The following is a 13,809-nucleotide window of genomic DNA, read 5'->3' as shown; positions in this document are numbered from 1 at the left end:
TGTATCGCGATAGGTTGATAGAAGCCGAAGCGGAGATTCGCGACCCGCCAGGGCGACGGCGCCCTCCGGTCTCCGGGTTTCGGCCTCCGAATCCGCATCTGCGAATCGCGCGCTCCAATCACGCACTCAATCATGTATCCCAAGGCTTAAACATGGATCTGGAAGGCTGGTCGTCACGACTCAAGGTGTTCGCCGACGCCACCCGCGTGCGTCTGCTGGCCCTGCTCGAAGGCGAGGAGCTCACCGTGGCCGAGCTGTCGGCGATCACCCGCCTGGCCCAGCCGCGCGTGTCGACACACTTGTCCAAGCTCAAGGAGGCCGGCCTGGTGCGCGACCGCCGCGCCGGCGTGTCGGCCTATTACCGCTTCGACGAAGCCGCGCTGGACCAGGCCCAACGCGCCCTGTGGCAGACCCTGAGCACCGGCAGCGACGATCCCTTGCTGCGCCAGGACGCCGAGCGCGTGGCCGCGGTGCTGTCGATGCGCGCCGCCGACCAGAACTGGGCCGACTCGGTCGCCGGCGACATGGAACGCCACTACTCCCCGGGTCGCACCTGGGAAGCGCTGGCGCGTTCGGCGGTACCGCTGCTGCAGCCCGGCGACGTGCTCGACATCGCCTCCGGCGACGGCGTGCTGGCCGAACTGCTGGCGCCGCATTCCAACCGCTATCTGTGCCTGGACGCCAGCACCAAGGTCGTGGCCGCCGCCTCCGACCGCCTGCGCCGGCTCAGCAACGTCGAAGTGCGCGAAGGCGACATGCACGCGCTGCCGTTCCCCGACCGCAGCTTCGACCTGGTGGTGCTGATGCACGCCCTGACCTACGCCGAGCACCCCGCGCAGGCGGTGGCCGAGGCCGCGCGCGTACTGCGCCCGGGCGGCCGCCTGCTGCTGACCAGCCTGGCCCGGCACGAGCACCGCGGCGTGGTCGCGGCCTACGGCCACGTCAACCTGGGCTTCTCCGAGAAAGATCTGCAGAAGTTCTCGACCAAGGCCGGTTTCGACATCGTCAGCTGCGAGACCGTGACCCGCGAACGCCGGCCGCCGCATTTCGAAGTCATCGCCCTGATCGCACGCAAACCCGCCGACCCCGACGCCCCCGCGCGCAAGCCGTCCAAGAAGGCCTGAACAATGAAGACCCTCCCCTGGCACAACCCCGCCCGCGCGCAAGCGCTGCAGCAAGCGCTGGCCGCCCGCATCCTGGTCATGGACGGCGCGATGGGCACCATGATCCAGCGCCACGAACTCGACGAAGCCGCCTACCGCGGCGAGCGCTTCGCCGAAGGCTACGACGGCCTGCGCGCGGCCATCGAAGCGGGCCACGAACACGGCGAAGGCTGCGGCTGCGCGCGCGACCAGCGCGGCAACAACGACCTGCTCAGCCTGACCCGGCCCGAGATCATCTCCGGCATCCACAGCGAGTACCTGGCCGCCGGCGCCGACCTGATCGAGACCAACACCTTCAACTCGACCACGATCTCGCTGGCCGACTACGGCCTGGAGCACCTGGCCTACGAACTCAACGCGACCGGCGCACGCCTGGCGCGCGAGGCCTGCGATGCCGCCGAAGCGCTGGACCCGAGCCGCCCGCGCTTCGTGATCGGCGTGCTCGGCCCGACCAGCCGCACCGCCTCGCTGAGCCCCGACGTGAATCGCCCCGGCTACCGCGCGGTGACCTTCGACGAGTTGCGCATCGCCTACCGCGAAGCCACCGACGGCCTGATCGACGGCGGCGCCGACGTGATCATGGTCGAGACCATCTTCGACACCCTCAACGCCAAGGCCGCGGTATTCGCGGTCGAGGAAGCCTTCGATGCGCGCGGCGTGCGGCTGCCGCTGATGATCTCCGGCACCATCACCGACGCCTCCGGCCGCACCCTGTCCGGCCAGACCGCGGAAGCCTTCTGGTACTCGCTGCGCCACGTCCAACCGCTGGCCATCGGCCTGAACTGCGCGCTAGGCGCCAAGGACCTGCGCGTGCACGTGGACGTGCTGGCCCAGGTCGCCGACGCCTACGTCAGCGCCCATCCCAACGCCGGCCTGCCCAACGCCTTCGGCGGCTACGACGAAACCCCGGAAGACATGGCCGCGGTGCTGTCCGAGTTCGTCGAGGCCGGGCTGCTGAACCTGGTCGGCGGCTGCTGCGGCACCACCCCGGCGCATATCGCCGCGATCGCCGCGGTGGTCGAGGGCGTGGAACCGCGCCGCCTGCCGCAGGTGGTCAGCGCCGCGGCGTGAATCAGCAACGAGTCATGAGAAAACAGGAACGAGCACAAGCACTACAACTCGTTGCTCGTTCCTGTTCATTAGTTCCCTGTCTCAAGAGCACTTTCAGACCCGACCCCGAATGACATCCGCACTCCCCCGCCAAACCCGCCTCAGCGGCCTCGAACCGCTGCAGATCACGCCCGAAAGCAACTTCATCAACGTCGGCGAACGCACCAACGTCACCGGCAGCGCCCAGTTCAAGAAACTGATCATGGAAGGCCGCCTGGACGAAGCCGTGGTGGTCGCGCGCCAGCAGGTCGAGAACGGTGCCCAGGTCATCGACGTCAATATGGACGAGGGCCTGCTCGACTCCGAAAAGGCGATGGTCGACTACCTCAACCTGATCGCCGCCGAGCCCGACATCGCACGCGTGCCGGTGATGGTCGACAGCTCCAAGTGGAGCGTGATCGAGGCCGGCCTGAAGTGCCTGCAGGGCAAGGGCATCGTCAATTCGATCTCGATGAAGGAAGGCGAGGAGGAATTCCTGCGCCAGGCGCGGCTGGTGCGCCGCTACGGCGCGGCCGTGGTGGTCATGGCCTTCGACGAGGTCGGCCAGGCCGACACCATCGAGCGCAAGGTCGACATCTCCTCGCGCGCCTACCGGCTGCTGACCGAACAGATCGGGTTCCCGCCCGAGGACATCATCTTCGACCCCAACGTGTTCGCGATCGCCACCGGCATCGAGGAACACAACAACTACGCGGTCGATTTCATCGAGGCCACCCGCGAGCTCAAGCGCCGCTTCCCGTACAGCCATATCTCCGGCGGCGTCTCCAACGTCTCGTTCTCGTTCCGCGGCAACGAAGTCGTGCGTCAGGCGATCCACGTGGTGTTCCTGTACCACGCGATCCGGGCCGGCATGGACATGGGCATCGTCAACGCCGGCGCGCTGCCGCTGTACGACGATCTCGACAGCGATCTGCGCGAGCGGGTCGAGGACGTGGTCCTGAACCGTCGCGCCGACGGCACCGAGCGCCTGCTCGAGATCGCCGACCGCTACAAGGGCAAGAAGGGCGAGAAGCGGGTCGAGGACCTGGCCTGGCGCGAACGCCCGGTGCGCGACCGCCTCAGCCATTCGCTGGTGCACGGCATCGACCAATGGATCGAGGAAGATACCGAAGCCGCGCGCGCCGAGTCCGCACGCCCGCTGGACGTGATCGAAGGCCCGCTGATGTCCGGCATGAACGTGGTCGGCGACCTGTTCGGCGCCGGCAAGATGTTCCTGCCGCAGGTGGTGAAATCGGCGCGGGTGATGAAGAAGGCGGTGGCCTATCTGCTGCCCTATATCGAGGCCGAAAAGCTGCGCACCGGCGATGTCGGCAAGTCCAACGGCAAGATCGTCATGGCCACGGTCAAGGGCGACGTCCACGACATCGGCAAGAACATCGTCGGCGTGGTCCTGGCCTGCAACAACTTCGACGTGGTCGACCTGGGCGTGATGGTGCCCGCGCAGACCATCCTGGACCGCGCCAAGGCCGAGAACGCCGATCTGATCGGCCTGTCCGGCCTGATCACGCCCTCGCTGGAGGAAATGAGCCACGTCGCCCGCGAGATGCAGCGCCAGGGCTTCACCATGCCGCTGCTGATCGGCGGCGCGACCACCTCGCGCGCGCACACCGCGCTCAAGATCGACCCGCACTACAAGTCGCCGACGATCTGGGTCAAGGACGCCTCGCGTGCGGTCGGCGTGGCCCAGTCGCTGATCTCGATCGAGTTGCGCGAACCTTTCGTCGCCGCCAACGCCTCCGACTACGCGGAAATCCGCGAGCGTCACCGCAACCGCGGCGACGGCAAGCGCCTGGTGTCGCTGGAGAAGGCGCGCGGCCAGCGCTACGACGGCGGCTGGAACGACTACGTGCCGCCGGCGCCGAAGCAGCCCGGCCTGCACGTGTTCGACGACTACCCGCTGGCCGAGCTGGTCGAGTACATCGACTGGACGCCGTTCTTCAACACCTGGGAACTGGCCGGCCGCTATCCGGCGATCCTCACCGACGAGATCGTCGGCGCCCAGGCCAGCGAGCTCTACCGCGACGCCCGCGCGATGCTCAAGCGCATCGTCGAGGAGAAGTGGATCAGCGCCAAGGCCGTGTTCGGCCTGTGGCCGGCCAACAGCGTCGGCGACGACGTGATCCTGGGCGACGAGGCCGGCACCACCCTGCACTTCCTGCGCCAGCAGGTCGACAAGCCCGCCGACCGTCCGGACTTCTGCCTGGCCGATTTCATCGCGCCCCAGGACTGCGGACGCCAGGACTGGATCGGCGCTTTCGCGGTGACCGCGGGCCTGGGCATCGAGCCGCACGTGGCTCGCTTCGAGGCCGACCACGACGACTACAACGCGATCATGCTCAAGGCCCTGGCCGACCGTTTCGCCGAAGCCCTGGCCGAGCGCCTGCATCAGCGCGTGCGTAAGGAATTCTGGGGCTACGCCGACGACGAGGCCTTGGCCAACGACGATCTGATCGACGAGAGCTACCGCGGCATCCGCCCGGCCCCGGGCTACCCGGCCTGCCCCGAGCACAGCGAGAAGGCCGCCCTGTTCCGCCTGCTCGACGCCGAGAACAAGGCCGGCCTGCAGCTGACCGAGAGTTACGCCATGTACCCGGCCGCGGCGGTCTCGGGCTACTACTTCAGCCATCCGGGCAGCCAGTACTTCGTGGTCGGACGGGTCAACAAGGAGCAGGTCGAGGATTACGCCAAGCGCAAGGGCGTGAGCCTGGCCCAGGCCGAGCGCTGGCTGGCGTCGAATCTGGATTACGATCCGGAATGAAACCACGCGGGGCGGTCGCCGCCCCGCCCGCCTCCACTCCGCTGCGAGCACGACCGATGAGCGAACTCCTGTCGCCCGACCACGAGGCCAACGACGACGCCCTCGGCAATGCCGCCTTTATCGAGAAGTACGCCGGCCCCGGCCGGATCGGCCTGTGCGGCGGCCGCGACTTCATCAACAAACTGATCCGCAAGGCCCAGGCGCCGCTGACCCACGACGGCCACCGCAGCCTGTGGTCGCACGCCTTCGTTTTCAGCGAACGCCGTGTCGATGGGCAGTGGTGGGTGATCGAATCCGACCTGGACCTGCGCTACCGCCAGATCCGCCTGGGCGTGCAGGAAAATCGGGTCGAACGCTATTACGACGCCGAGGCCTTCCCGAACATCGCGATCCTGGATTTCGGCCTGGACCCGGAACAGATCCGCAAGATCCAGATCGCCGGTCTGGACTTGCTGTCGGGCCTGTCGAGCTATTCGATCAGCGAACTGGTCGGCACCCTGATGGCCATGCACAGCCGCCGCCTGCGCCGGCGCAGCAACCTGCTGGCCAAGGAAGGCGCGCTGTACTGCTCGGCCCTGGTCCAGCACTGTTACGCCGCGGCGGGGATCGAATTCCTGGCCGGCGTGCCCGGCAAGAACATCGCCCCGCACGACATCGACGAGTCGCCGCTGCCGCACAGCACCCATCGCATACTGCGCGATCTGGGCGTGTCGACGATCCGCGAACTGACCCACGAAGCGCGCATGCACTTCGGCTGAGGCTTCGACGGCAGCATCGTGATTCCGGCGAAGGCGGGGATCCAGAGCCTCGCCAGGCACGACTTCGCAGTCGCTGGATCCCCGCCTTCGCCGCAAGCACGGCGATGTGGGTACATCACAATCGATCGCCGCGTCGCGGCCTAGCCTCATCCTAAGCAGACCGCTTCGCATAGCCAGCGAATTGCGCCAGAACGGGCGCGGGCTGCGCCGACTCGTGCATGCGTTCGCTCGCCATGCGCGCGTGCGTCGCGAGACCTGCGTGCACGACGATGCGACGCGCATCCCAGAACGCGATGCATGCGGATCGGCGGCGGCGACTCCAACCTCGGCTATCGCAACACCGTACGCAATGGTATGGTTACCCCACCCTGCCCCAGGCGCACGCCTCGCGCGTCCGCCCCACCCTGCGATTCCCATGCACGATCTGCTGCTGTTCTCGCACGCCAACGGATTCCCGGCGCCGGTCTACGGCGTGATGCTGGATGCCTTGGCGCCGGGCTTCCGGATCGCGCGGCCGGCGCGGATCGGCCACGACCCGCGCTATCCGGTCACGCCGGACTGGCCGCACCTGGTCGACGAATTGGTCGCGCGTGCGCATGCCGTCGCCGGCGACGCGCGCCGGATCTGGCTGGTCGGGCATTCGCTGGGCGGTTATCTGAGCCTGCTGGCCGCGCATCGCCTCGCCGACGGCGCGCTGGCCGCACGCGTGGCCGGCGTGGTGATGCTGGACTCGCCGCTGATCTCGGGCTGGCGCGCGCACCTGGTGTCGATCGGCCGCCGCACCGGCCTGGACAACCTGCTGATGCCGATGCGCGCGACCCTGCAACGCCGCAAGCACTGGCCCGATCTCGACGCGGTGCGCGCCCACTTCCTGGCCAAGCCCGCGTTCGCGCGCTGGGACCCGCGCGTGCTCGAGGACTACATCGAGCACGGCACCCTGGCCGTGGACAGCGGCGCGCGCGAACTCGCGTTCGTGCGCGAGACCGAATTCGCGATCTACCGCAGCCTGCCGACGACCACGGTCAGCGATCTGGCGCCGCGACTGCGCGTGCCGGTGGCCTTCCTCGCGGGCACCCGCTCGCGCGAACTGCGCCATGCCGGAACCGCAGCGACACGCCGCCTGGTCGACGGACGCTGGGTCTGGATCGAGGGCAGCCACCTGTTCCCGATGGAGCGGCCGCTGGATACCGCCGACGCCATCGCGGCGATGATCGCGCGCATGCGCCCGGCCCCGACCGACCCGGCCGCAACGGCGGTTACGCAGGCGGCCTGAAGCAAACCGCATGAAACCGGCCGGCACCGGCGGCGCGCGAGGCCTGCTGCGGTGCTTCAGTGTGTGCCGGCCACCGCGGCGGGCGCGTTTGCCGCCAAACCCTGCAAATGCGCGGCGAAGCTCGGCAGCAGCACGCGGTTGCCATGACCGCTGAGATGGTCGCCGTCGAAATACAGCGGCCGGCCGTCGCGGACCGCGGCGCAGGTCGCGCCCGGGCACAGCACCGGGAACGGATCCCAGACGCTGGCGTTGCGCAGTTGCCCCGCCACGCGCTGCAAGGCCGCCACGCTCGGGGCGCGGTAACGCTGCAGGAAATCGCGTTCGATCGTGAGGCCGCGTGCGCACACCGGGTTGTCGCGGTTGAACCAGTCCGAGCAACGGTACGGCGGCGCGCGGAACAAGGGTTTGGGCGCCTCGAACACGATCCGCACGCCGCGCTGCGCGAGCGGGCGCAGGCGTTCGATCGCGGCGGCCTCGCCCTGGCTGCGCGCCGCATCGGTGCTGGCGCTGAACATCGCGGTCAGCGCGGCCTGCTCGTCGAACAGCATCCACTGCTCGGACAGGCGCGGCAGGCGCAGCGCCGGCAGGAACAGCACGTCGCCGTCGCGGGCCTTGCGGCCCACATCGGCCAGGACCGCGTCGACATAGGCGCGGCATTGCGGGTTGTCGAATTCGCGACGGTCCAGCAAGCCGGCCACGCCGCAGCCGCCGGCGAAGTACAGCGTCGCGATGCGTCCGCTGGCCAGGGTCGAGCGCTGCAGCATTTCCGAGTAGCCGCTGGCATGCGAGTCGCCGGCGACGAACAGGCGGCGCCCATCGTCGGCCGCACGCTCGCAGCCGCTGCGCTCGTAAACCCAGGCCGCGCCGCCTTCGATCTGTTCGGTACGCGGCACGACCTTGCAACCCGGATAGGCGGAATCGGTTTCCGATCCGTACGGGTACCAGTCCTTGGCGTTATGGGCGACCACGCTCAGCGAATAGTCGTCCTGATGGCGCGCGATGTGGCGGTAGATCGAGCTGGACGCGAACACCACCAGCACCGCCGCGGTCACGAAGCCCCAGTTGCGCATGCGCACCAGGGGGCCGGCATGACGCAGCGGCTTCTCGACCAGGCGGTAGGACGCGACCGCGAGCAGCAGGGCCAAGGCGAAGGCGAGCGCGCGCGTGCCCGGCGATTCCAGGCCCACGGTCCAGCGGAACAGCACGAACACCGGCCAATGCCACAAGTACAACGAATACGAGATGCGACCGATGCCGACCGCGGGCGCCGTCGACAGCAAGCGGCCCAGCCAGCCGCCCGCACCGCCGGCGTACAACAGGCCGAGCAGGCCCACGGTGCCCAGCACCGGCCACAGGCCATCGGTCCAGGGCGAATGCGCGGGTCGGGCGTAGGCGAAGCCGGCTGCGATCAACAATACCGACAGGCCCAGGCCGGCCGAGCGCAGCCACGGCCACGCGCCTGCGCCGCCCCCGCCTGCGCGCGCCGGCACGCCCGCGAGCGTGAGGCCTTGGTACAGCAGCACGCCGGCGCCCAGCTGCCAGAAGCGGCTGGTGCTCAGATAAAAGGCTTCGACCGTGCGGTCGCCGGCCTGGGTCAGCAGGCGCGCATACCACAGCGAGGCCAGCACGCCGGCCGCGAACAGCGCCACCGACATCCAACGCTTGCGCGCGCCGTAGCTCCAGGCCAGGAACAGCAGCGGGAACACCAGGTAGAACTGCTCCTCCACGCCCAGCGACCAGGTGTGGGTGTAGGGGTTGAATTCGACCTTGGGCGAGAAGTAGTCGTTGCCGGTGGCGGCCAGGACGAAGTTGCTGAGCCCGAAGAAGGCCATGCGCCCGGTGTTGCGGCTGGTCTCGCTGAGCCAGGCCTCGGGGATGAACAGGACGCTGACGACGCAGGTCGCGAGCAGGCAGGCGATCAGCGCCGGTGCGATCCGGCGCAGGCGGCGCGCGTAGAAGCGCAGCAGCGACTCGAAGAAGCCGGCGCGCGGGAAGCGCGCAACCGAGGCGCTGACCACGAAACCGGAAATGACGAAGAAGATGTCGACGCCGGTGAAACCGCCCGGCAGCCAGACCGCGTTGAGGTGGTAGGCCACCACCGCCAGCACGGCGACGGCGCGCAGGCCGTCGATATAGGGCAGATAACCTGGCTGTGATTCTTCGACGCGCATCGGATTCCATTCGCGGCCGCGCCGCGTGCGCCGTCACGCGGCGTGGGTGGGCGCAGGGCGCCGCGACCTTACCAGACCAGGTCGTCGGGCACCTGGTATTGCGGATCGGCGTAGGGATCGTCCTGCGCCGGCGCGTTCGGATCGATCTTGAGCGCGACCGCGGGCGGGAACAGCGCCTCGGCCTGGGCCAGCATCTGCGCACTCACCAACAGATAGCGGCCGTCCATCTGCAGCACGCCCAGCTCGCCGGCGTTGAGCGCCTTGAGCTGGTCGGACGTCACATAGATGCGCTTGATCTTGCCGCCATAGGGAAAATGACGGGCGATATCGGCGTCGGCGACGTTCAGGGTCTGATCCTTGACCAGTTCGGCGAGCTTGGCGCGCGCTTCGCGGCGCAGGCGCGCTTCCTCCTGCTTGGCCTGCTCGGCGGCGATGCGCTCGTCCTTCTCGCGCTGGGCGCGGATGGCGTAGGCCTTGGCCAGGTCGATGTCCTCGCGCGAACGCGGCCTGCCCTGCCCCGGTTGGCCGGGCTGCGCGGGCTTGTGGGCGGCGGGTTTGGCGCCGGCGCCGCGGCGCGGATCGTTGCGGTGCTGGGCCGGCTTGCCGGCGGGACCGCGCGCATCGGCACGCGCGCCCTGCGCGGGCTTGCCGTCGCGACGGCCGGGACCGCCGCGCTTGGGATCGTTGCCGCGCTCGGGCCGCTCGGGCTTGGGCGCGGGCTTGAAGCCCAGGCCTAACAGTTGGTCGCGCAGTGTGTCGCTCATCGGCTTGGATCTTCGGCTTGATTCGAACGTGGGGGGACTATGTCTCTAACGAGGCCGGGCGGCCGCAGTGAACGCGCCGCGGCGCTCAGTAATGCGGCGGCGGCGGTTCGTTGGCGGCGTCGCTGCTCATCGGGCCGCCGCTGGACATCGACATGCGCAACTGGCGCAGCTCTTCCAGCGCCCGGTGCAGCAGCAGCGTGGTGCGCGCTTCCTCGTCGCGTGCGGCGGCGAGCGCGTCGCTGAGCTCGACCAGGGCATGCTCCTGGAACGCGAGCCGGGTTTCCAGATCGACCAGGCGCTGCTCGACTTCGGTACTCATCGCGCCCGCGCTCACGGCGTGTCCAGCAGGATCGAGCGGCCGCGGCCGATGCCGTAATAGGCCAGGCCCGCCGACTCGACTTCATCGGGGTGATAGAGATTGCGGCCGTCGAAGATCACCGCATCGGCCAGCGCATTGCGCACGCGGGCGAAATCCGGGCTGCGGAACTGCTTCCACTCGGTGACCACGACCAGGGCGTCGGCGTCGGCCAGGGCGGCGCGCGAGGAATCGCACAGCACCAGGTCGTCGCGCTCGCCGAAGATGCGCTGGGCTTCTTCGGTCGCCTCCGGATCGTAGGCGCGGACCTTGGCGCCGGCTTCCCACAGCTGCGCCAACAGGCGGCGGCTGGAGGCCTCGCGCATGTCGTCGGTATTGGGCTTGAACGCCAGGCCCCAGACCGCGAAGGTCTTGCCTGCGATGTCGCCGCCGTAGTGGCGCTGGATCAGCTCGAACAGATGGCCTTTCTGGCTGTCGTTGACCGCCTCGACCGCATCGAGCAGGCGCGGCGCGTAGCCGTGCTGTTCGGCGGTGCGGGCCAGCGCCTGCACGTCCTTGGGAAAGCACGAGCCGCCGTAGCCGGCGCCGGGATAGATGAAGTGCCAGCCGATGCGCGGGTCCGAGCCGATGCCCTGGCGGACCATTTCGATGTCGGCGCCGACCTTCTCGGCGATGTTGGCGATCTCGTTCATGAAGCTGATCTTGGTCGCCAGCATCGCGTTGGCGGCGTACTTGGTCAGCTCGGCCGAGCGCAGGTCCATGACCATGATGCGCTCGTGATTGCGGTTGAACGGCGCGTACAGGCGCTTGAGCTTTTCGACCGCGGCCGGGTTGTTGGCGCCGATCACGATGCGGTCCGGACGCATGCAGTCGTTGACCGCATCGCCTTCCTTGAGGAATTCGGGGTTGGAGGCCATGTCGAAGGCGACATCGGCCCCGCGCTGCGCGAGCTCGCGCGCGATCGCGGCCTGGACCTTGTCGGCGGTGCCGACCGGCACGGTCGACTTGTTGACCACGATCACCGGGCGTTCGATGTGCTGGCCGATGGTGCGCGCGACGGCGAGCACGTACTGAAGATCGGCGCTGCCGTCCTCGTCCTGCGGGGTGCCGACGGCGATGAAGATCAGATCGCCGTGGCCGATCGCGGCGGCGGCATCGGTGGTGAAGTGGAGGCGGCCGGCGGCGTGGTTGGCCTTGACCATCGGCTCCAGGCCCGGCTCGTAGATCGGGATCACGCCGCGGCCCAGGCCCTCGACCTTGGCCGCATCGATGTCGACGCAGACCACGTCGTGGCCGACATCGGCCAGGCAGGTACCGGTGACCAAGCCCACGTAACCGGTACCGAAAATCGTGACGCGCATGGGGGGCCCTCTGGTTCATGCAACGATGTTGCGTTCGTGTCCGGCGAACTCCGCCGCCGGACACGCGTGCGCGCTATGCGCTGGGGCGAAGCGGCCTGATTACTTGCCGCCGGCCTTGGGGCCGCCGAGGATGTTGAGCAGCTCGACCTCGAACACCAGCACCGAATTCGGCGGGATCGGACCGCCCGGGGTGCCCTTCTCGCCGTAGCCGAGCTTGCTCGGAATCCACAGCTTGTACTTGCTGCCGACCGGCATCAGCGCGATGCCTTCCTGCCAGCCCGGGACCACCTGCTGCAGCGGGAACTCGACCGGCTGGTTGCGATCGTAGGAGCTGTCGAACTGCTTGCCGTCGAGCAGCGTGCCCTTGTAATGCACCTGGACCACGTCGGTGGCCTTGGGCTTGGCGCCCTTGCCTTCGGTCAGCACCTGGTACTGCAGGCCCGAGGCGGTGGTGACCACGCCCGGCTTCTTGCCGTTGGTCGCCAGGAAGGCCTCGCCGTCGGTGAGGTTCTTCTTGGCCTCGGCCATCATCTTGGCGATCTGCTTGGCCTGGATCTTCTGCGCGAACGCGTCACGCACTTCCGCAGCCTGCTTCTCGTCCATCAGCGGCTTTTCGCCGGCCAGCGAGGTCTTCATCGCCTTGTTGATGGTGTCCAGGTCGATCTCGTCCTTGGCCATCTCCAGCGACTTGGCGATGTCCAGGCCGATCATGTAGCTGACCTGCTCTTTCTCGGTCGCCAGGCCGGGGATGTTCTTGACGTCGCCCTTGCCTTCGTCCTTAGCGGTCTCGGACTTGGTCGCGTCGGCTTTGCCGTCGGCTTTCTTGTCGCAGCCGGCGGCGAACAGGACCAGCGAGCCCACGGCGAGCGCGAGGGCGGTGTGACGCAGGAAGGGCTTCATCAAACGGAACTCCTGGTGGTGAGGCATGCCTGCTCGGTCATGCCGTATTGCATCGGGGGAGCCGCCAAGGTGCCAGCGGCCAGCTGAACGTTTCGCTTATCGCATGCCGCGCGGGTCCGGCGCCGTGACGCCGGACACCGACGGTATTTACAGGATTTCGACCAGTTCGACTTCGAAGCTCAGGGTCGCGTTGGGGCCGATGCTCGGCGGCGCGCCCTTGGCGCCGTACGCCAGTGCGGCCGGGATCCAGAAGCGGAACTTGCCGCCGACCGGCATCATCGCCACGCCCTCGGACCAGCCCTGGATGACCTGATTGAGGCCGAAATCGGCCGGCTGGCCGCGGTCGTAGGAGCTGTCGAACACGGTGCCGTCGAGCAAGGTGCCCTTGTAGTGCACCCGCACCCGGTCGCCGGGCTTGGGACGCGCACCCGAACCCTGGCGCAGGACCATGTACTGCAGGCCCGACGGGGTCGTGAACACGCCCTTGACGGTCTTGTTCTTGGCCAGGAACGCAGCGCCCTCGGCGAGGTTCTTGTCGCCCACGGCGGCCGCTTCGGTTTCCATCTTCTTGCGCATGCGCTCGCTGAAAGCGGTCAGCACGGCCTTTTCCTCGACCTCGCTCAGCAGCGGTTTGCCTTCGCCGAGCACGGTGCGCACGGCCTGCATCAGCACCGGCACTTCGATCTCGGCTTTGATCGGCGCCAGCGAGGGCCCGACCATGTAACCGCCGACCAGCTGGGCGACCTTGTCTTTCGCCACTGCGGGCGGCGCCGGCGGCGGCGTGCCCGGCGCGGTGCCCGGCGCCGACTTGCCGTCGCGCGCGGCCACGCGTGCGCGCAGGGCCTGATCGGTCGCGCGCGCCTCGTCTTCGCTGATCAGCGGCTTGCCGCCGTCGAAGGTGTTGCGCACGGCCTTCTCGAACGCGGCCATGTCCAGATCGGGACCCACCGGCTTGATCGACTTGCCTACGTCCAGGCCGATCGCATAGCTGATCTTTTCGCGTTCGTTGGTCAGCACGGTCTTGTCCTGGGCAATGGCCGCCGTGCTGCTGAGCACGGCCGCGGTGGTGATGAGCGCAGCTGCGCCGCGCACGAAAGCCTTCATCGGGTCCCTACTCCTGTGTAATGGGCCTGTGTAACTTGCTTGTCTAAAACGTGCTTGTTCTGAACGTGCTTGTTCTGAACGTGCTTGTTCTGAACGTGCTTGTTTTAAGCGTGCTTGTTTAAAGGGATAGA

The 13,809-nt window shown here is 68.3% G+C and carries 10 protein-coding genes and 1 pseudogene; 5 read left to right on the top strand and 6 right to left on the bottom strand.

Translation table 11 applies throughout. The features are described from left to right. Positions 1–152: 152 nt before the first annotated feature. The 5 genes and pseudogenes from ASD78_RS14120 to ASD78_RS14100 all read left to right on the top strand — a co-directional run. Positions 153–1,079 (top strand): annotated as a pseudogene (locus ASD78_RS14120) (metalloregulator ArsR/SmtB family transcription factor); the annotation flags it as partial. A 48-nt stretch (positions 1,080–1,127) separates the two neighbouring features. Next, positions 1,128–2,234, top strand: coding sequence for a homocysteine S-methyltransferase family protein (locus ASD78_RS14115; protein WP_055906586.1), 1,107 nt, complete (start codon positions 1,128–1,130; stop codon positions 2,232–2,234). Positions 2,235–2,301: 67 nt separating this feature from the next. After that, positions 2,302–5,031 (top strand): methionine synthase, encoded by a 2,730-nt coding sequence (gene metH, locus ASD78_RS14110; RefSeq protein ID WP_255355403.1) that lies wholly within the window; start codon positions 2,302–2,304, stop codon positions 5,029–5,031. A 56-nt stretch (positions 5,032–5,087) separates the two neighbouring features. Further along, positions 5,088–5,789, top strand: coding sequence for a hypothetical protein (locus ASD78_RS14105; protein WP_056102479.1), 702 nt, complete (start codon positions 5,088–5,090; stop codon positions 5,787–5,789). A gap of 415 nt (positions 5,790–6,204) precedes the next feature. Further along, positions 6,205–7,062: an alpha/beta hydrolase gene (locus tag ASD78_RS14100; RefSeq protein WP_056102476.1), complete on the top strand. Its 858-nt coding sequence runs from the start codon at positions 6,205–6,207 to the stop codon at positions 7,060–7,062. A 56-nt stretch (positions 7,063–7,118) separates the two neighbouring features. On the opposite strand, the gene ASD78_RS14095 is transcribed toward ASD78_RS14100, so the two are convergent. The 6 genes from ASD78_RS14095 to ASD78_RS14070 form a co-directional block, all read right to left on the bottom strand. Further along, complete coding sequence (locus tag ASD78_RS14095; protein WP_056102472.1) at positions 7,119–9,233, bottom strand: acyltransferase family protein; 2,115 nt, start codon at positions 9,231–9,233, stop codon at positions 7,119–7,121. A 68-nt stretch (positions 9,234–9,301) separates the two neighbouring features. Next, positions 9,302–9,997: a DUF2058 family protein gene (locus tag ASD78_RS14090; RefSeq protein WP_056102469.1), complete on the bottom strand. Its 696-nt coding sequence runs from the start codon at positions 9,995–9,997 to the stop codon at positions 9,302–9,304. Between the two features lie 85 nt (positions 9,998–10,082). Next, positions 10,083–10,316, bottom strand: a complete 234-nt coding sequence (locus tag ASD78_RS14085; protein WP_055906568.1) for a SlyX family protein — start codon at positions 10,314–10,316, stop codon at positions 10,083–10,085. An 11-nt stretch (positions 10,317–10,327) separates the two neighbouring features. Then, complete coding sequence (locus ASD78_RS14080; RefSeq protein ID WP_056102468.1) at positions 10,328–11,674, bottom strand: UDP-glucose/GDP-mannose dehydrogenase family protein; 1,347 nt, start codon at positions 11,672–11,674, stop codon at positions 10,328–10,330. Positions 11,675–11,773: 99 nt separating this feature from the next. After that, the gene (locus tag ASD78_RS14075; protein ID WP_055906561.1) at positions 11,774–12,574 is read right to left on the bottom strand and encodes an FKBP-type peptidyl-prolyl cis-trans isomerase; all 801 of its coding nucleotides are present in this window, start codon (positions 12,572–12,574) and stop codon (positions 11,774–11,776) included. Between the two features lie 147 nt (positions 12,575–12,721). Then, positions 12,722–13,678, bottom strand: a complete 957-nt coding sequence (locus ASD78_RS14070) for an FKBP-type peptidyl-prolyl cis-trans isomerase (RefSeq protein ID WP_055906558.1) — start codon at positions 13,676–13,678, stop codon at positions 12,722–12,724. Between the last annotated feature and the right edge of the window lie 131 nt (positions 13,679–13,809).

This window comes from Lysobacter sp. Root667 (assembly GCF_001427715.1).
GTDB lineage: Bacteria > Pseudomonadota > Gammaproteobacteria > Xanthomonadales > Xanthomonadaceae > Lysobacter.
This window is presented reverse-complemented; position numbering and strand designations above follow the sequence as displayed.

Excerpts from the sequence above, each read along its gene's own strand:
- ASD78_RS14115 (WP_055906586.1), top strand. The coding sequence starts at position 1,128 with ATGAAGACCCTCCCCTGGCACAACCCCGCCCGCGCGCAAGCGCTGCAG.
- ASD78_RS14105 (WP_056102479.1), top strand. The coding sequence starts at position 5,088 with ATGAGCGAACTCCTGTCGCCCGACCACGAGGCCAACGACGACGCCCTC.
- ASD78_RS14100 (WP_056102476.1), top strand. The coding sequence starts at position 6,205 with ATGCACGATCTGCTGCTGTTCTCGCACGCCAACGGATTCCCGGCGCCG.
- ASD78_RS14095 (WP_056102472.1), bottom strand. The coding sequence starts at position 9,233 with ATGCGCGTCGAAGAATCACAGCCAGGTTATCTGCCCTATATCGACGGC.
- ASD78_RS14090 (WP_056102469.1), bottom strand. The coding sequence starts at position 9,997 with ATGAGCGACACACTGCGCGACCAACTGTTAGGCCTGGGCTTCAAGCCC.
- ASD78_RS14085 (WP_055906568.1), bottom strand. The coding sequence starts at position 10,316 with ATGAGTACCGAAGTCGAGCAGCGCCTGGTCGATCTGGAAACCCGGCTC.
- ASD78_RS14080 (WP_056102468.1), bottom strand. The coding sequence starts at position 11,674 with ATGCGCGTCACGATTTTCGGTACCGGTTACGTGGGCTTGGTCACCGGT.
- ASD78_RS14075 (WP_055906561.1), bottom strand. The coding sequence starts at position 12,574 with ATGAAGCCCTTCCTGCGTCACACCGCCCTCGCGCTCGCCGTGGGCTCG.
- ASD78_RS14070 (WP_055906558.1), bottom strand. The coding sequence starts at position 13,678 with ATGAAGGCTTTCGTGCGCGGCGCAGCTGCGCTCATCACCACCGCGGCC.